The sequence below is a fragment of the Metabacillus mangrovi genome, from assembly GCF_009711125.1.
Taxonomy (GTDB): Bacteria; Bacillota; Bacilli; order Bacillales; family Bacillaceae; genus Metabacillus_B; species Metabacillus_B mangrovi.
Window position 1 is genome coordinate 378,089 of sequence record NZ_WMIB01000001.1, and the last position, 18,358, is coordinate 396,446.

20 protein-coding genes are annotated in these 18,358 nt (G+C 48.0%); all 20 read right to left on the reverse strand.

All coding sequences use genetic code 11. The annotated features are described in order from the left end of the window. Window positions 1-84 precede the first annotated feature (84 nt). Complete coding sequence (gene trpA / locus GKZ89_RS02025) at window positions 85-915, reverse strand: tryptophan synthase subunit alpha (RefSeq protein WP_155110696.1); 831 nt, start codon at window positions 913-915, stop codon at window positions 85-87. Continuing rightward, the gene (gene trpB, locus GKZ89_RS02030; RefSeq protein ID WP_155110697.1) at window positions 881-2,104 is read right to left on the reverse strand and encodes a tryptophan synthase subunit beta; all 1,224 of its coding nucleotides are present in this window, start codon (window positions 2,102-2,104) and stop codon (window positions 881-883) included. The genes trpA and trpB overlap by 35 nt, the downstream gene beginning before the upstream one ends. Further along, the gene (locus tag GKZ89_RS02035) at window positions 2,088-2,744 is read right to left on the reverse strand and encodes a phosphoribosylanthranilate isomerase (RefSeq protein WP_155110698.1); all 657 of its coding nucleotides are present in this window, start codon (window positions 2,742-2,744) and stop codon (window positions 2,088-2,090) included. Before GKZ89_RS02035 ends, trpB begins: the two co-directional genes overlap by 17 nt. Continuing rightward, window positions 2,741-3,499, reverse strand: coding sequence for an indole-3-glycerol phosphate synthase TrpC (gene trpC / locus GKZ89_RS02040; RefSeq protein WP_155110699.1), 759 nt, complete (start codon window positions 3,497-3,499; stop codon window positions 2,741-2,743). Before trpC ends, GKZ89_RS02035 begins: the two co-directional genes overlap by 4 nt. Then, complete coding sequence (trpD, locus tag GKZ89_RS02045; protein ID WP_155110700.1) at window positions 3,492-4,508, reverse strand: anthranilate phosphoribosyltransferase; 1,017 nt, start codon at window positions 4,506-4,508, stop codon at window positions 3,492-3,494. Before trpD ends, trpC begins: the two co-directional genes overlap by 8 nt. Continuing rightward, a complete protein-coding gene (gene trpE / locus GKZ89_RS02050) occupies window positions 4,480-6,018 on the reverse strand; it encodes an anthranilate synthase component I (RefSeq protein ID WP_155110701.1) in 1,539 nt (512 codons plus the stop codon). Before trpE ends, trpD begins: the two co-directional genes overlap by 29 nt. A gap of 241 nt (window positions 6,019-6,259) precedes the next feature. Further along, window positions 6,260-6,643 carry a chorismate mutase gene (gene aroH, locus GKZ89_RS02055; protein ID WP_155110702.1) on the reverse strand — a complete coding sequence of 128 codons (384 nt, stop codon included), beginning with the start codon at window positions 6,641-6,643 and terminating at the stop codon, window positions 6,260-6,262. Next, a complete protein-coding gene (aroB, locus tag GKZ89_RS02060) occupies window positions 6,640-7,719 on the reverse strand; it encodes a 3-dehydroquinate synthase (RefSeq protein ID WP_155110703.1) in 1,080 nt (359 codons plus the stop codon). The genes aroH and aroB overlap by 4 nt, the downstream gene beginning before the upstream one ends. After that, window positions 7,719-8,891 (reverse strand): chorismate synthase, encoded by a 1,173-nt coding sequence (aroC, locus tag GKZ89_RS02065; RefSeq protein ID WP_162356371.1) that lies wholly within the window; start codon window positions 8,889-8,891, stop codon window positions 7,719-7,721. The genes aroB and aroC overlap by 1 nt, the downstream gene beginning before the upstream one ends. Window positions 8,892-8,984: 93 nt before the next feature. Next, complete coding sequence (locus GKZ89_RS02070; protein WP_155110704.1) at window positions 8,985-9,752, reverse strand: CheR family methyltransferase; 768 nt, start codon at window positions 9,750-9,752, stop codon at window positions 8,985-8,987. A 624-nt stretch (window positions 9,753-10,376) separates the two neighbouring features. Continuing rightward, complete coding sequence (ndk, locus tag GKZ89_RS02075) at window positions 10,377-10,823, reverse strand: nucleoside-diphosphate kinase (RefSeq protein ID WP_155110705.1); 447 nt, start codon at window positions 10,821-10,823, stop codon at window positions 10,377-10,379. Between the two features lie 101 nt (window positions 10,824-10,924). After that, entirely contained in the window at window positions 10,925-11,887 is a 963-nt protein-coding gene (hepT, locus tag GKZ89_RS02080; protein ID WP_155110706.1) for a heptaprenyl diphosphate synthase component II, read from the reverse strand. A 23-nt stretch (window positions 11,888-11,910) separates the two neighbouring features. Further along, window positions 11,911-12,621, reverse strand: a complete 711-nt coding sequence (locus GKZ89_RS02085) for a demethylmenaquinone methyltransferase (protein ID WP_155110707.1) — start codon at window positions 12,619-12,621, stop codon at window positions 11,911-11,913. After that, the gene (locus tag GKZ89_RS02090; protein WP_155110708.1) at window positions 12,622-13,434 is read right to left on the reverse strand and encodes a heptaprenyl diphosphate synthase component 1; all 813 of its coding nucleotides are present in this window, start codon (window positions 13,432-13,434) and stop codon (window positions 12,622-12,624) included. 179 nt (window positions 13,435-13,613) lie between these two features. Further along, window positions 13,614-13,841 carry a trp RNA-binding attenuation protein MtrB gene (gene mtrB, locus GKZ89_RS02095; protein ID WP_035408631.1) on the reverse strand — a complete coding sequence of 76 codons (228 nt, stop codon included), beginning with the start codon at window positions 13,839-13,841 and terminating at the stop codon, window positions 13,614-13,616. A gap of 32 nt (window positions 13,842-13,873) precedes the next feature. Next, on the reverse strand, window positions 13,874-14,443 hold the full coding sequence (gene folE, locus GKZ89_RS02100) for a GTP cyclohydrolase I FolE (RefSeq protein ID WP_155110709.1): 570 nt from the start codon (window positions 14,441-14,443) through the stop codon (window positions 13,874-13,876). Between the two features lie 220 nt (window positions 14,444-14,663). Beyond that, window positions 14,664-14,942 carry a non-specific DNA-binding protein Hbs gene (gene hbs / locus GKZ89_RS02105; RefSeq protein ID WP_035408626.1) on the reverse strand — a complete coding sequence of 93 codons (279 nt, stop codon included), beginning with the start codon at window positions 14,940-14,942 and terminating at the stop codon, window positions 14,664-14,666. A gap of 608 nt (window positions 14,943-15,550) precedes the next feature. Beyond that, entirely contained in the window at window positions 15,551-17,029 is a 1,479-nt protein-coding gene (gene spoIVA / locus GKZ89_RS02110; RefSeq protein ID WP_155110710.1) for a stage IV sporulation protein A, read from the reverse strand. A 231-nt stretch (window positions 17,030-17,260) separates the two neighbouring features. Next, a complete protein-coding gene (locus GKZ89_RS02115; RefSeq protein WP_155110711.1) occupies window positions 17,261-17,977 on the reverse strand; it encodes a hypothetical protein in 717 nt (238 codons plus the stop codon). A gap of 11 nt (window positions 17,978-17,988) precedes the next feature. Next, window positions 17,989-18,192 (reverse strand): DUF2768 domain-containing protein, encoded by a 204-nt coding sequence (locus tag GKZ89_RS02120; RefSeq protein WP_155110712.1) that lies wholly within the window; start codon window positions 18,190-18,192, stop codon window positions 17,989-17,991. Window positions 18,193-18,358 lie beyond the last annotated feature (166 nt).

Consider the following 18,358-nt stretch of genomic DNA (forward strand, 5'->3'; position numbering starts at 1 on the left):
TTTATTGAAGGAATTGCATCCCTAGAAAAATAAACGGGCACCGGCTTGTGCGGCCGGAAACCCTATTCAAATAAAACAGAAGGCTTATCTTCCTGGCCTGCTCACTGCTTCCCGGCTTTTTTCAGAAACAAAGGCACGTGCGTATTGTTCTACTTTTCTCAGTGCTTCAGGACGGCCTGATTCGGAAAGAAGCTCACTTCCCAGTTCTTCCACTTTTCTGATGATGGCACTGCCGACCACAACCCCGTCGCATACTTCATTCATTTCCGCTGCCTGCTCTCCTGAAGAAATTCCGAACCCTACGGCTACTGGAATCGGCGAGGCATTTCTCACCTCATTAACGAAACTGAAAACTTCATCGCTGAATTCTTTTCGTTCGCCTGTAACCCCGAGAGAGGAAACACAGTATAAAAACCCTTCAGAGGATGCTGCGATTTTTTCAAGCCTGACACTGGATGTCGGAGCCACCATCGAGATAAACTGGATTCCCTCTTCTCTGCAGCGCTTCCTGAGGTGCCCGCTTTCTTCAAAAGGAAGGTCAGGAATCAGCACGGCATTTAACGTATTTTCGCGCATTAAAGCGAAAAAGTTTTCTTCTCCCAATTGTAACACAGGATTGTAATATGTGAACAGAATGATGGGAATTTCCACTCCATTCTCCCTCATCTCCGGAACGAGTTCCATCGCCTTTACGATGTTCATTCCCCGCTCAAGAGCCCTGCCGGACGCCCTTTGAATGACAGGGCCGTCCGCGAGCGGATCAGAATAAGGAATGCCAAGCTCAATTGCGGATGCTCCAGCACTCTGGAGGGCTGAAGCGAGCCCGACCGTGGCCTCTGCGGATGGGTCTCCCGCTGTAATAAACGGAATAAACAGCTTTTTACTCTGCTCCTTGATTGACTGATAATAATTCATCCTGATCCACTTCCCCTTTCATTGCTTTCATTAAGGTATGAACATCCTTATCTCCCCTGCCTGACAGACAGACAAGAATGGATTGGTCCTGATCCATCTCTGCCGCGAGCTCAAAAGCTTTGGCAAGGGCATGGGCCGATTCGATCGCAGCAAGCAGTCCTTCTTCCCGTGCAGTCCGATGCAAGGCTTCAAGCGCCTCATCATCTGTTGCATGAAGGTATCTAACCCTTCCTGTGGCTGCGAGATGGGCATGCTCAGGACCTACACCAGGATAATCCAGACCTGCTGAAATCGAATAAGGCTCGATAATCTGTCCATATTCATCCTGTATGAGACGGGTTAGGGAACCGTGAATGACTCCGGTTGTTCCTTTTGTGATCGTTGCTGCATGCAGCGGGGTATCGATGCCTTTTCCTGCCGCCTCTACACCAATCAGTTCTACGTCGTCCTGAAGGAAAGGGTGGAACATTCCGATCGCATTGCTGCCTCCGCCAATGCAGGCTACAATTTTATCTGGCAGTCCGCCTGTTACGGCCTCAAACTGTTTTTTTGCTTCTTCCCCGATTACTTTTTGGAAGTCCCTCACGATCATCGGATATGGATGAGGACCGACAACAGAGCCGATCATGTAAAAATGGTCTTCGCAATGCTGAACCCAATAGCGGATCGCCTCATTTGTTGCATCTTTAAGGGTTTTGTTGCCCGAGTGCACCGGAATGACTTCCGCCCCGAGCAATTCCATTCTGAAGACATTCAGCTGCTGTCTTTGCACGTCTTCATGCCCCATGAAAACCTTGCACTCCATTCCGAATTTAGCTGCCACGGTCGCAGCAGCCACACCATGCTGTCCTGCGCCTGTTTCAGCGATCAGCTTCGTTTTGCCCATCCTCCTCGCAAGAAGCGCCTGTCCGATCGCATTGTTGATTTTATGGGCTCCTGTATGATTCAGGTCTTCCCGTTTTAAATAAATCGATGCTCCGCCAATCGACTCCGTCAGATTTGAAGCATATGTCAATGCCGTCGGTCTCCCGGAATAGTTTTTCAGCAGCTTGACGTATTCTTTTTCAAACTCAGGATCCGCTGCTGCTTCCCTGTATGCTGCTTCCAGTTCTTCAAGCGGCTCCATAAGCGTTTCGGGAACAAACTTTCCTCCGAACTCCCCAAATCTTCCTCTAATATCCGGATACATATCGCGACACCTTCTCCTCAAGTATTTTCATCAGGTTTCTGTCTTTTTTTCCGCTGCTTTCAATTCCGCTCGCCAGATCGATTCCATGGGGGGACGACTGCTGCAGCAAACTCTCTGCATTCTCCGGAGTGATGCCTCCGGCAATAAAACAGATCTTTCCAAGCCCCTCTGCCTTCTGTATATAGGCCGATGCCCGGCTCCAGTCAAAGGCTGTTCCCGTCCCGCCCCATGCTCCTTCGACTTTGCTGTCGATCAGGAACACATCTGTGAACGGAGCATAAGCCTCCATTTTCTGAAGTGCGCTTTCTTCATGGCGGATCGCTTTCCAGATCTCTGCACCGTTGCGGCTTCTGAACTTTTCCAGGAGTGCAGAATCCTCTTCTCCATGAAACTGAACGGCATCCAGCTTCAGCATGGAAGCAGCTTCTTCCGCTTCTTCAAGAGAAGGATGAACAAAAACTCCGGTCAGCTTTTTGCCTTTCCTCCCATATTCATCGATCCATTGTTTTACTTCTTCAGGCTTTACCCGCCTCTTGCTGTCTGCAAAAATAAAACCGAGATAATCCGCATCCGAAGCAAGGGAGAGCTGATAATCATGGTTGCTTTTGTTCCCGCAATACTTCAGCAGCGGCCGGTTCATGCATGTTCACCGAAAAGCGAGCGCACGGCCTGTTCCTGATCCTGTTCTCTCATCAGCGCCTCACCGACCAGTACAGCGTCCGCTCCGAAGCGCCTCACCGTTTCAATGTCTTCAGGGGTGTGAATGCCGCTTTCACTGACAAGAAGCGAGTCTTCGGGAACAAGTCCCCTGAATTCTTCCACCCTCATGATACTCGTCTGAAAGGTCCTTAAATCCCGGTTGTTTACACCGATAAGCTTTGGTGTGACATGTTTGAGGATGCCCTCTAAAACCTGCACAGAATGGACTTCCACCAGAACGTCCATTCCAGATTCCACTGCATGTGCATGCAATTCGGCAAGCAGTACAGCATCCAGTGCTTCGCCAATCAGCAGGATCGCGTCCGCCCCGATGGCATCCGACTCCTCTACCTGCCTGTGATCAATAATAAAATCTTTTCTCAGTACCGGCAGACCCGCCGCTCTTTTGACGGAGCTCAAATATTCAGCTCTTCCCTGAAAAAAATTTTCGTCTGTCAGCACAGACAGGCAGTCCGCTCTTCCTCTTTCATATTGCAGCGCATGCGTTTCCGGAGAAAAATCCGCTTTGATGATCCCTTTTGAAGGGGATGCCTTCTTCACTTCGGCAATCAGACCGGTGATCCGGTTCGGATTTTTCAGTGCTTGGAAAAAGGAGCGTTTTTCAAGGCCTAGATGCTCGCGCTTCCGGTAATTCATCAATTCCTCTTTTTTATGGGCAAGTATTAGATCAAGCATATTTTTCCTCCTTTTTCTTCTGCAGCCTCTGCAGCTGCTGCATCGCCTCTCCGCTGCTGATGGCTTGTTTTGCGGCGTGCACACCTTCAGCCAGGTCCTCTGAGCGTCCTGCCGCGTAAAGGGCGGCGCCGGCGTTCAGAGCAATAATATCCCTTACCTCTTGCGGCCCCTGATGCTGAAACGCCTTGAGAATCATTTCAGCACTCTGCTCTGGACCTTCCGCTTTGAGTGCATCGGGGTCTCCGCGTTTCATCCCGAACTGTTCCGGGGAAATGACCGTTTTGCTTATTGAACCGCTTTTGACTTCGATCACATTTGTCTCATCTGTAACTGTAATTTCATCCAGTCCATCTGCTCCTGTAACGAGGAGGGCATGAACCGTTCCCATTTCCGAAAGCGCACCGGCCATGAGCTCTGCATATTTTTCCGAAAACACTCCGATTACCTGCCTTTTCGCCCTAGCCGGATTTGCCAGAGGACCGAGCAGATTAAACACTGTCCTGAAACCAATCTCTTTTCTCGGATTGACAGCATGCTTCATGGAAGAATGATAGAGGGGGGCAAAAAGGAACCCCATGCTGTTTTTCCTGATTTCCTCGGCCGCCTGTTCCGGTGAATCGGCTGCCTGGATGCCCAGTACTTCAAGTACATCTGCGCTCCCGCTTTTGGAGGTGAAGGAACGGTTTCCGTGCTTCGCAATTTTGACACCAAGCGAGGAGGCAGCAATGGCTGCAGCAGTTGAAATATTAAAGGTTGAGGCATGATCACCTCCGGTACCGCAAGTATCCACAGCATCCTCAAGGCCTTTTATTGTCAGCATTTTCTCTTTCATTGCATTCGTAAAGCCGATGATCTCCTCAACGGTTTCCCCGCGGAGCCTCAGAATGGAAAGGAAACTTGCAATCTGGCTTGGAGTCGCCCTGCCTTCCATAATGACCATCATCGCTTCCTGTGCTTCTTCTGCGGAAAAGAGGTACCCGTCAACGGCTTTTGATAGAATGTCCTTCATACTCCGCCTCCTTGCCGAATTGGTCATTGGCCATTTCGATCGCCTTGATCAGTGCACTTGCTTTGCTCCTTGTTTCTTCCCATTCGTTTTCCGGAACCGAATCTGCTACGATTCCTGCTCCGGCCTGTATATGAGCCATTCCATCTTTGATTACCGCTGTACGGATGGCAATGCATGAATCGATGCTGCCATCAAAGCCGATATAGGCTATACAGCCGGCATATTGATCTCTCGGAGTCGGTTCGAGCTCGCGGAGAATTTCCATCGCCCTGACTTTTGGAGCACCTGAAACGGTGCCTGCCGGGAAAGAGGCAGCGAGAGCATCAGCCGGATGTACATCCTCCCTCAGCCGGCCGGTTACTTTTGAAAGCAGGTGCATGACATGGGAGAACCGGGTAAGCTCCATGTAATTCTCGGTTTTAACAGAATGATAGTCTGCTACTCGCCCAATATCATTTCTCGCAAGGTCCACAAGCATGAGATGCTCCGCTTTTTCTTTTTCATCTGCCAAAAGATCTGCTGCAAGTCTGCGGTCCTCTTCTTCGTCTTTCCCTCTCCTGCGCGTTCCGGCGATTGGATGGATTTCGAGATGGCCGTTCTGAACGTGGATCAGCCTCTCAGGCGAGCTTCCGGCAATCTCTGTGTCACCGTAGTTTAAATAAAACAGGTACGGGGAGGGATTGACCTTCCGCAGTATACGGTACAGCTCAAACCCGCCTGAACGGATCGGAACCTTGAAACGCTGGGAAAGAACAGCCTGGAATACATCGCCGCTCGCGATATATTCCTGGATGATGCCGACCTTTTCTAAAAATGCCTCTTTGCTCATATTCGAATTCACTCGATCAAAGGAAACGGTTCCCTGGCCGCTGTAATCGAAAAACAGATCCTTCAGCGGACTGCTGCTGTTCACCTGCGTAATCAGGCTGCTGATGCTCTCACAGGCTTTCGTATAGCAATCGAGCAGCTCCCGCTCTGTTTCACGTCCGTCTAAAAATGCATATTCGATGCAATACAGCTGATTGGCTGCATGGTCGAATGCCAGGTAGGAGCGGCATATAAACAGGCTGCACATCGTTTCTTCTTCAAGGCGGGCGGGGTGCTTTTTCACTTTTTCAAAGAGACTGACAGCATCATAGCCAATGTACCCCACTGCACCTCCTTTAAAAGGAATGGGGATATCCGGCTGCTTCAACTGAAGGCTTCTGTCCAGATAGCGGAAGATGCCGGACAGACTGTTTTCTGAATAGACGGTGCTGCCGTCTGTTCCTTTCACTGTAAATACATCGTTTTTTTCTCTGATGGTATAAACCGGATTCAGACCGATAAAGGAAAAATTGGACCAATCCGACTCCTGGTCGCTGCTCTCCAATATATATACCGCCTTGTCTTTAAGGGCGTTAAACAATTGTATGGGGGTTAATGTATCAAGCTTGTAGGTTTTGATGACCGGAATGGTCCTGTGTTCTTCTGCATGCTGCAGAAATGAGGTGAATTCTGATTGGCTCATCTCGTATTCCTCCTTTTTTTGAGAAAAGGCGAATGGAGGAGCGTGAGGGGGGCCCGGCCCATGCGTATAACGAAAACAGCCCAAAAATGCACGTATATGCATTTTTGGGCAGCAAAAGTCCGGTTTCTTTTAAGAAAGTACATCCTCAGCTCTGCTCTAACATTCTCTGCTACCCTAAACTCTTCTCTGCTCTTGCTCTAAACTAATACTCTCTAAACTTATTGAATATTTTAGTATGTTCTTACTTCTCTGTCAATCCTGGAGACTTCTGCAGGTCCGGTCTCAGCACTTCCGCACCGCCCAAATAGATATGGCGGATTTCCTGCTGGTCTTTTTCTGTGTCTGTATGCATCATGACTCTGATGCACTTTTCGAGAGAACCCGGCACATCAATTTCAGACATGCACATAACCGGCACATGAGTCCATCCTTTTAGCTCCCGGAGTGCTTTGGCAGGAAAAGCCGCATTCAGATCAGGTGTAGCCGTAATGATAACACTGGACACCTGTTCCGGAGAAATCTTGTTTTCAACAGCCATCTTTCTGAACAGCTCTTCCGCTGCAGTCCAAATGGCTTCCTCTGAATTGTTCTCTGCTGTTGCAGCACCCCTGATTCCTCTGATCAATTCAGCTCCTCCTTTCGGTAACGATCGAGCAGCGCCTGAAGCTCTTCCCGGCTGAAAGAATACAGCACCGGAGCTCCGATCCGCTCCAAAAGAACCATGATTATCTTTCCGGCCCCGGCCTTTTTGTCTTTCAGCATAAAAGGAAGAAATTCTTCTGTTTTCATTTCAGGAACAAGCGGCTGCGGAAAACTGCACGAATGAAACCATTCTTTTAGGCGGGTATAGTTCAAATCTGCCCCGAGAACCTTTTCGCTCAGCCATGCTGCGAACAGCATCCCGGATGCGACCGCGTCACCGTGCGTGATACGGCCGTAGCCCATATACGCTTCAATCGCATGCCCCAAGGTATGGCCGAAATTTAAATAAGCCCGAATGCCCTTCTCTTTCTCGTCCTGAGAAACGATTTGCGCCTTTATTTCGATCCCTTTTTTAATCATATAGGCAAGCTGCTGCCCATCAGGCGCCATCACTGCTTTTGAATCGGATTGCAGCCACTCCAGGAAGAGCGGATCTGCAATCATCGCATGCTTGATGACTTCAGCCATTCCGGAACGTATTTCCCCGCCGGAAAGAGTCTGTAAGTATTGAGGATCATAAAATACCCCTGCAGGCTGGTGAAAAGCGCCTATCATATTTTTGCCAAGAGGATGATTGATTCCTGTTTTCCCCCCTACTGCACTGTCATGGGCAAGAAGGGTCGTTGGAATTTGAATAAACGGGATGCCCCGCATGAATGTTGCAGCGGCAAAACCGGCGAGATCCCCGACCACTCCCCCTCCGAGAGCAGCGATCATGCTGCTGCGGTCAAGCTCCTTTTCGAGGGCAAAAGTCAGGATTCTGTAGTATTCTTCAAACGATTTTGCTTCTTCCCCGCTTTCAACAACGAGACATTCAACCGGAGCTATTTCCCCGAGCAGGGTCTTCACCTGCTCTCCGTAAAGAGAATAGACCGTTTTGTCTGAGATCAGGAGGATTTTTTTTGGATTTTCCGCACATTCTTTGACAGCCCCCAGAGAAACAGGTCCAATGTATACGTTATAAGAGGAAGAAGTCGTTTTGACTGCCACCTGCTCCATTAAAACTCCCTCGCACGCTGCCGCATGTTTTCTGCGTTTTCCCTGATCTGGTCTATTCTGTCCTGACCGAATTGTTCCGTAATCGCAGCTGCAAGCTCCCATGCCACAACGGCTTCTGCTACGACAGCTGCCGCAGGAACAGCACAGCTGTCAGACCGCTCGATGCTTGCAGAGAACGGTTCTTTCGTTTCAATATCCACGCTCTGCAGCGGTTTGTACAGAGTAGGAATCGGCTTCATCACTCCGCGCGCGATAATCGGCATCCCAGTCGTCATCCCGCCTTCCAGACCGCCGAGCCGGTTTGTTTTTCTGTAATAGCCGCGTTCCCGGTCCCAGGCGATCTCATCATGCACCTCGCTGCCGAATAACCTGCCGGCCTCAAAGCCGATGCCGATTTCTGCACCTTTAAATGCATTGATGCTCATGATGGCGCCCGCAATCTTCGCATCAAGTTTTCTGTCATAATGAACATAGCTTCCGACGCCCGGAGGCATGCCTTCTGCTACCACTTCGACGATTCCTCCGATCGAGTCCCCGTTCTTTTTGGCCTCATCGATGGCTTCCATCATTTTCACAGCCGCCTTCTCATCCGCGCACCTCACAGGAGAGTCCTCCGTCCTGCCGATCAGCTCATCAACGCTTTCAAAAGAAGGATGCTCCGAGCGGATGCCGCCGATTTCGAGTACGTGCCCGGCAATCTTGATGCCGCACTCGGCCAGGATGCGTTTCGCGACAGCTCCTGCTGCCACACGGACGGTCGTCTCCCTTGCCGAAGAGCGCTCAAGCACATTCCTCATATCACGGTGGCCATATTTGATTGCTCCATTCAAATCCGCATGGCCCGGTCTCGGCCTGCTGATTTGTCTTTTTACCTCTGAATCTTCCATATCCTCGAGCGGCTCTGCGCCCATGATCTTTGTCCAATGCTTCCAATCTTTATTTTCCACAATCAATGCGATCGGAGAACCGAGCGTCTTTCCGTGCCGGACGCCTCCCGCTATTTCCACTCTGTCTTTTTCAATCTGCATCCTGCGGCCTCTGCCGTGCCCTTTTTGCCGTCTTGCCAAATCAGCATTAATATCTTCTGCCGTCAGGCTTAAACCGGCTGGAACCCCCTCCAGAATAGCCGTCAGCTGAGGACCGTGCGATTCTCCCGATGTTAAATACCTCACAGACCTTCTCTCCCTTCAACGCGTTAACGCTTTTAAGTATGTATTTGATTATTTTACACTATACCACAGTTGAGTGCCGAAGAGTAGCACGTGTTACATCTTCCGGTAGAAAAAAGGTTCTTCCGACTGCAGTCCGTACCGTTCAGGGTGAAAAATCTGCTCTGTGCTCCCGACGAACAGGATGCCCCCTTTTCGCAGAGCCCCGCTGAATTTGTGATAGATTCCCTCTTTTGCTTCCTCTGTAAAATAAATCAGCACATTCCGGCAAACGATTAGATCGAATCCGCTATCGTACCGGTCTGATAAGAGATTTTGCTGTCTGAACTGAACCATTTTTTTCACTTCATCTTTCACTTCATAGGAATCATTGCTGATCGTAAAGTATCGGGATTTCACTCCTTCCGGAACTTCCTTCACCGACCGCTCGCCATACAGCCCGAGTCTGGCTCTAGCCAAAACATTTTCATCAAGATCGGTCGCAAGAATTCCAGCTGAACTGATCCCGGCATGTTTCAGGATCATCGCAATGGTATATGGCTCTTCTCCTGTGGAACAGGCTGCACTCCAGATCTTCAATGCGGGTTTTTCCAGCAAAAGGGTGGGCAGGATCTGCTGCTCCAACACTTCCCACCGCTTCCTGTTCCGGTAAAACTCCGAGACATTGATTGTCATTCTGTCAAGAAGCTCCAGCAAAAGGGAATCATTTTTCTTCAGCTCCTGAAAATAAGAAGAAAAGGAATGAAAGCCCCTTTTTTCATAGAGCGAGGTAAGCCGCCTCTTCATTTGTGCTTCCTTGTATGAAGCAAGGTCAATTTTCGTCAGATCATAAATATTTTTGGCAAAAAGCTGATATTCATCCATATGTTTTTCTCCTACTGCTTTATTCTGAGATTTCTTTACAATGAGTATAGCTTAAATGCTGCACATGCGGGTGGAAAACATGATGTCGCGGCAAGCGGTTTTTTGCGGTTTGGATTGGAGCAGATCTATGTGGATTTTGGAAGCGGGATACCGGGCGTGGGCTGGGTGTGGTCTGATCGTTGAGGAGGTGTGGTCTGATCGTGGGCGGACCGGTGCTCTGACCCCACTTCCGCTAAAGCACTAAACCTCCGTCCCCTTACGCTGCACCGCTTACCTGCCATAGGCTGACGCTGCTTTTGCTTGTTCCCCTGCCGCTTTAAAGCATAAGGGGTCAGAGCAATGACCCCACTTCTGCTAAAGCACTAAATCTCCGTCCCCCTCACGCTGTACCCCTTGCCTGCCATAGGCTGAGCCGGCTTCCGCTTGTTCCCCCGCTGCTTTAAAGCAATGAGGGTCAGAGCAAAGCAGCGGCCACGCAGAGTACTATCAACAAGCCAAAGCTGAAGCCCTGATCTCGTATCCCCCTCCAAACCCGCTAACCACAGGTATTACCAGTCTTACTCACTTCCGTCTAAAGAAACACGCGTTAACAACAAAAAAAACCAGCCCGGGGGCTGGCAGAAATCAGTAAATGCAGCTGTTCATTAATTTTTCGTAGCCTACCAGCTCTTCCTGCTTAAAGAAAAGGCTGATTTCCCTTTCAGCACTTTCAGGTGAATCTGAGCCGTGAATGATGTTTTTTCCAACGATTACTCCGTAGTCTCCTCTGATGGTGCCAGGAAGAGCTTCTTTCGGATTGGTTTTGCCCATCATCTGGCGGGACGTCTCGATGACATTTTCCCCTTGCCATACCATGGCGAAAACCGGTCCTGAAGTAATAAACTCGACCAACTCGCTATAAAAACCTTTCCCCTTATGTTCCCCGTAGTGCTGCTCGGCAAGCTCCGGAGAGATCTGCATCAATTTGGCACCGGCTAATTGAAAGCCCTTTCTTTCAAATCTTTGCAGAATTTCCCCAATCAGCTGTCTTTGGACACCGTCAGGTTTGACCATCAAAAAAGTCTTTTCCATATACAATTCTCCACCCCGTCAAATTATGTATGGGTTTTCATTTCCCCTTCATGAGCGTACCATTTTTAAAGGGAATATTCAATCAGGAGCAGAGAATTGCATTAAATTTTTCTTTTTCCAATATATTTTGCGATGGAATGCATCGTGCTTCTTGCTTTGTTGGATGGCATTTCATCCAGCAGGGCAAAAGCTTTTTCCAGATAGCGGTTGCTGACTTCGTATGATTTTTCAATGGCGCCGGAAGCTTTAATGTCCCGGATCAGCGGCTGTATATCAGCCGGCTCTGTAGATGGCCCGATTTTGATAATCTGGTTCCGCAGGCTGCTGTCCTGCATGGCAATCAGTACAGGAAGGGTGATGTTGCCCTGCAGCAAATCGCTTCCTACCGGCTTTCCAAGTTCTTTCTCAGAGGAAGTAAAATCGAGTATATCATCGATGATCTGAAAAGACATGCCTACATAATAACCGAAGCGGTACAGCTTTTTATGGAGCTCAGGCTCGGTTCCCGCTGAGATCGCACCAAGCTGGCAGCTGGTGGCAATGAGAATGGCTGTTTTCCTTTTAATACGAGTTAAATAATCCTTCAGGGATTGCTCAAATCGGTATTTATCCTTCAGCTGCTCAATTTCGCCAATGACTACATCCACTATCGTTTTTGAGAGGATCTTATGGGCGAGCGGATCTTTGAGCTCTGTCATCAGCTCGAGTGACTTAGCGAAAAGGTAGTCACCTGTGTACATGGCGATCCTGTTGTCCCATCTCGCTTTGACTGTAGGACGGCCTCTCCTCAATTCAGCATCATCTATTACATCATCGTGAACAAGCGTTGCCATGTGAATGATCTCCAGGGCGACCGCCACGTTTTTGATTTTATGAATGTCATAATCCCCAAACATCCCCGACAGCAGAACAAAAACCGGACGGATCCGTTTTCCCCCTGCCTGAAGCATGTCCAGTCCGGCCTCGCTCAGCATTTCATAGTCGGATTGTACAACGTTCTGCAGTTCCTGCTCAATAACATCAAGATCTTTGTTCAAAAACGTATATAAATTCTTAAATTTCATTTCATCCACCAACAATCAAGTGATTATTTAACAGGTTTAACGCCTAAATGCATGGCAGCCACTCCGCCTGTGAACGGTTTTACTTCCACGTTTTCCAGGCCTGCTTCCATGAACAGCTCTGCAAGTTCTTTTCTTCCCGGGAAATCTCTTGCTGATTCTTGAAGCCAGGAGTACTCATTATAGCTTTTGGCAAACATTTTTCCAAACACCGGCATAACATACCGGAAATATAGGAAATACAGCTGTCTGAAGACTGGCAGCTCAGGCTGTGAGGTTTCCAGGCAGACTACCTTCCCGCCCGGTTTGACGACCCGCTGCATTTCTTTCAGAACGGTCAGATAGTCAGGCACGTTTCTTAAGCCGAAACCGATGGTCACATAATCAAAGCTGTCATCCGGAAATGGCAGCTCCATTGCGTTCCCGTGGATTAGCTCAATGTTTTTGAAGCCTGAATTTTTTACTTTCCCCTCTCCCGCTGAAAGCATGTTCCGGCTGAAGTCCAGACCGGTGGCATGCCCTGAGGGTCCGGCTGCCTCTGCAAGCGCAAGCGTCCAGTCAGCTGTGCCGCAGCATACGTCCAGGGCCCTGCTGCCGGGTTTTACATCCATTCTCTTCATCGTTTCATTCCGCCAGGCGATATGCCGCTGAAAACTGATGACAGAATTCATCTTATCGTAATGAGGGGATATTTTTTCAAATACCCCGTGTACGCGTTCTTCCTTTGACTGTGCCATTTATAACCCTTCTTCCGCAAGCTTGCTCACTGAGCTGTCTTCATTAAACCTCATATTTTCCAGTCTGCCTAAAAGGGCATCCTTCATCGTATGGGAGCTTTCGAGGCTTCTCTCCACCAGAGCGACAGCCTCATCAAAATAGTGGTTGCAGCGCCTGATCAGATCTGTCTTTACGGCTTCCATATCCTGAAAGGCTGACCTGCCCGCGGGATAGCTGCCAATTCCCGGGCTCCCGGAAAACATCCTGAGCTTTTCCTCGGACAGTATTTTATATGAGAGGAATTTTTTTGAGAGCGCCTTCCACAGATCAATTCCGAAATGATCGGAAAGATGCTGGGAAAGAGCAGTCTCAATGACAATCATGCTTTTGACTGCTTCTTCCAAATTCAGTTCTGCTGCCTCATAAAGCCTAATTTTGTGCTCATTAATTTCTTTTATCGCCGTTGCTAACGTTCGAACCATGCTGACATCATTCATTTCGGCCAGCAGAGAGTAATAGAGTCCGCTGTAATAATCCCCGGCAAGCACGGTCAGCTGCCGTTTGAAAAATTGACCTTTTTCAACATGTTCAGCTGTCGTGACGTGATCATGGGTATCAAGGGCGATTTGGACAAGCATCGCTGTAATCGTATAATTCTTTTTTTCTTCTTCGGTTACAGGAGCTTCATCTAAAATCGCATAAAATAAAAGCAATTTATCCTCGTCCACTTCCGGAGAAGATAGATACCTCGCCAAATAAGGATGGCTTAGCTTAAGATTAAGCCGATCTTTCAAATCCGCTATTGTTTCATAGATGTTCTGCAAAGAAATCACCCTTGTCCCCTAATCATTTGTTCGTCCATTCGACCTGCTAGCAAAGACATAAAAGCCAAAACAGGCATGTTTCATTATACCATATTCTTATCATATGCTGTTTGCATTTGCCTGCTTGATTGGATACGGCGCTTAGAAGGGCACGTTTCATGCCCGCTCTTTTTCATTGCGCCTCATGCCTATTTGCGCGGATCGCTTTCCATTTCCCCGTGGCTTGTCAGGATTTTTGCATTCCCGCGGACTTTTATCGCTGACGTGTGTTCAGTGAACTGGGCGATCATGACCTCACCCTTATCCAGTTTCTCCGAATGATGAAACCTCGTATCAGAACCGCGAGTCAGCCCGATCACATGAACGCCGTCTTCAATTGCTTTTATAACAACAAAATCGTTTGCAGGATTTTTCATTCTGCTTTAGACCACCCGTCTATAATTAATAATTAGCTGCTGTGGATGAGGGATAAAACTTCAGCTCTCGCAGCCTGATCTGTCTGGAAAACTCCTCTGACAGCCGAAGTGATGGTTTTTGAACCCGGTTTTTTCACGCCGCGCATGGTCATGCACATATGTTCTGCTTCCACTATGACCATTACACCGTGCGGATCGAGAGTATCCAGGATGCTGTCAGCCACTGTAGAGGTAATCCGTTCCTGCAGCTGCGGGCGTTTCGCGACCGCTTCAACAGCTCTTGCCATCTTGCTGAGTCCAGTTACTCTCCCGCCTTTCGGGATATAGGCCACGTGGGCGTGTCCGTAAAAAGGAACAAGATGGTGTTCACACATAGAGTAAAAAGGAATGTCTTTTATAAGTACCAGTTCTTCATGGTCTTCCCCAAAGATCGTCTTAAAATGTTCAGACGGATCCTCGTTCAGTCCTGAAAAAATTTCTGTATACATTCTTGCAACCCGTTTTGGGGTGTCGAGAAGCCCTTCCCGTTCCGGGTCTTCACCGATTGCCTCAAGAATAAGTTTGACTGCCTCTTCTATTTTGCCCTGATTGATTTCGCTCATTTTGCTGCCTCCTGCTTGCATCACCATTATTACGTTCGTTTGATTCAGATTCTAGCATATTCCTGACTTTAAAAGCAAAAGCGAGTACCCTTTCGCGCTCTTTTAATCGGTACGGCAGAGCATTTTCCGTGTACAAATGAAAAGCCCCTTAAAAGGGGCTTTCTGTGAAGAAACGTGTATGTATTTGCTCATGCCATACACAAATAAAAATCTTAGCTAATTATTTGCCAGCAACAGCATCTTTAAGAGCTTTACCTGGTTTGAAAGCAGGCACTTTGCTTGCCGGGATTTCGATTTCTTCGCCTGTTTGAGGATTGCGTCCTTTACGGGCAGCGCGCTCGCGCACTTCGAAGTTACCGAATCCGATCAGCTGTACTTTATCGCCGTCTTTCAATGCGTCAAGGATTGTATCGAATACAGACTCAACTGCTTTAGTAGCGTCCTTTTTGGAAAGTTCGCTAGCTTCAGCTACTGCATTGATTAGTTCTGTTTTGTTCATGCCTTTCACCTCCTCCCAAGAGCGGGTACAATAACAGCGGGACTGTTATTACATTTCTTCACAGAAAACGCCTGAAATATACGTCAAATCAAGCTTTAACTGGTAACACGCTTATCTTAACGGATAAACATCAGGAATTCAATGATTTTCCGCTTGAAAAGCGCATATTTTAGGCAAATCTGACCATTAAAGAGAAATTATTCTCTCAATGCTGTTAGTAGATTATCATAATTAAAATGCCTTAGCAAGAAATAATCATGAAAAATCCTTGATATTAAAGGGATTCGGCTCGTTTATGTTCCATTTTGGATCCTATTTCCCCATTATGTAAACTGTCTTCAAACGCTTATGCAGCAGTGTTTTTCCTCTAAATTCAATCCTGTTCGTCTTATCTTCTCATTTAAGCTTACTGAAGCGTGTGCATCCTCCTTTATATGTGATGCTTCCCGGCCATGTTTGGCGATTTCCGCACCACCCGGCAGGTGCCTCAGCATGGTTTTTCAGTATATTACTTCGAACGCCTCTTACAGTTCATGGACGTGACAACAAAAAAAGGACCGATTCCGTTCGGGAATTGTCTTTTCCCGTGAATCAGTCCCTGTATGCAGTTAGAGAATAATGGCGATCAGCCCGCCGGAACCTTCGTTAATAATGCGTTCCAGCGTTTCTTTCAGCTTGTAGCGGGCATTTTCAGGCATGAGCGACAGCTTTGCCTGGATCCCCTCCCTCACGATAGAGCTGAGTGATCTGCCGAAGATATCAGAGTTCCAGATAGAGAGCGGATCGTCTTCGAAGTCCTGCATCAAGTACCGGACGAGCTCCTCGCTTTGCTTTTCCGTTCCGATAATCGGAGAGAATTCGGATTCTACATCCACTTTGATCATATGGATGGACGGGGCCACCGCTTTCAGGCGCACTCCGAACCTTGAGCCTTGGCGGATGATTTCCGGTTCATCGAGGCTCATGTCCGATAAGGCAGGAGCTGCGACTCCATAACCCGTCTGCTTTACCATCCGGAGCGCATCGGAGACCTGATCGTATTCCGCTTTTGCATAAGCGAAATCCTGCATCAGCTGGAGGAGATGGTCTTTTCCTCTGATCTCCACCCCGACAACCTCTCTCAAAATATCATCATACAGGTAATCAGGTGCATACAAATCGATTTCGGCGATTCCCTGGCCCATTTCGATTCCTGCAAGACTGGCCCGTTCAATAAATTCATATTCGCTGAAGAATCCTACTACACGATCTACGTCCCTTAAGCGTTTAATGTCCTTCACCGTGTCTTTGACAGCTTCCTGATAGCTTTCGCGGAGCCAGTGATTTTCCCTGAGCACCATCACCCAGCTCGGCAGGTTCACATTCACTTCAAGTACAGGGAATTCGTATAGTGCCTCCCTAAGCACATTCATCACATCGCTGTCCCTCATGCTCTCGACACTCATTGCGAGGACAGGAATATCGTATTTTTCATTCAGCTGCTGCTTCAGCCTTTCTGTATCAGGATGATACGGCTGAACAGTGTTGATTACCATGATGAACGGTTTGCCGACTTCTTTGAGCTCGTCTATTACTCTTTCTTCTGCTTCGATGTAGTCCGCTCTCGGAATTTCTCCGATGGTTCCGTCTGTAGTCACTACAACACCGATTGTAGAATGCTCCTGAATCACTTTCCGCGTGCCGATTTCCGCGGCTTCATGGAATGGGATCGGTTCTTCATACCATGGAGTTGTAATCATTCTCGGTCCATTTTCATCTTCATATCCTTTGGCACCAGGCACAGTATAGCCTACACAATCGACAAGGCGGATGTTTACTTCCAGACCATCCTCCACATGAACGCTTACAGCCTGGTTCGGTACAAATTTAGGCTCTGTTGTCATGATCGTTCTTCCTGCTGCACTTTGAGGCAGTTCATCCTGGGCACGCGCTTTATCTGCCTCACTGCCGATGTTCGGAAGAACCACCAGTTCCATAAACTTCTTGATAAATGTGGATTTGCCTGTTCTCACTGCTCCGACAACACCCAGATAAATATCTCCGCCGGTGCGTTCTGCAATATCTTTAAAAATATCTACCTTTTCCAAGCGATCCCCTCCCGGTTCACCTATATTGGGATACCCCGATTTTTTTCACATTAGTAAGGACACTATATGTCTATGACGTTGTCCTAATTGTTTATGACTGCCAGGGAAAAATTTTATTGCTTTTAAGGCTGCCGCCGGCCAAATGTCATTCAGCCCATTTCTCCGAATTCGGCTCCTTGCAGCAAAAAACCCTTCCTATGAAGTTTATGGTTCACAGGAAGGGTTCATGACTTATTCATTCAGAAAAACAGGCTCGTTTTTCTCATTTACTGTGTATGCTTTTGAAAAAGCAGGAACGAATACAGAATCATCCGTTAAAAGCGTTCTGATATCCGTACCTTCTTCAGGTTTCGCACCCGTTTCCTTCAGTTTCAGGCTTAGATCAATCCGGTAATCCACAAAGATTTCCCCGCTGCTCCCGATCAGAAGCGGCAGCAGATGGTCTGTATAGGGGCTTTGAACGGAAGGAGCGTCCTTAAGCCCGAGTTTCCCGTAATCCAGTGTGAATACCCCAGGCTGCAGGACTTCTTTGTATGGAGGATACCGGTTTGACTCGAGGTAGGCCGTAAGCCTGATCCTGAGATCTCTTATTTTCTCGGCTGTTCTCAGATCAATCAGCTTTACTTCCGGTTTCTTTTCAGCATTAATGAGCACATACTGATAAATCCCGCCGCTTTCGTAGGCAGTGCCCGGGGCCTCAGGGAGAAGGGATGGAACCAGCTTTGAAAAATCTACAGGGTATTTTTCATAAACCGGTGTGTTCATGTCTTTATTCTTTATCGGAAGCAGTCCTCCTGAATCCTCTCTGAACCTGTCTACTGCATCCTGAACACTCTCCAGCTGCTGATCATAGGGAATAGCATTCTGGGCCAGCTTCGCTTCCGGATACAGGCAGCCGCTAAGGAGAAGAATCAGGAGCACCATTCCTGCTCCGGCAAGTTGTTTCATTGTTCTCACCTCTATTTAGATACCGGTCCGCTGAATACAACGAAAACCATCAGTAACCCGGCTGAAATCATAAAAACATAGGCAGCGGCTGAAACGATAAACTTAAGCACTCCGTTCCTGATCTTGTATCTGCTCAAGTAAATGGATAAAACGGCAATAAACATGAAAGCGATCGAAGAAAGGGCAATCCACATTTTGATAAGTCCCGGGGTCATCGGTTTACCTCCCATATAGGATGTGAGCGGTTACATAGGCTTGTCCAAAAAAAGCTGCGATTAAACTGAAGCAAAGAGGGGGCTTCTTTGCTTCAGCAGTCAAAAAGACTATCGATCCCAGCCAAGTAATACAACTCTGCAAATTGCTGCAGTTTATTTTATGTCT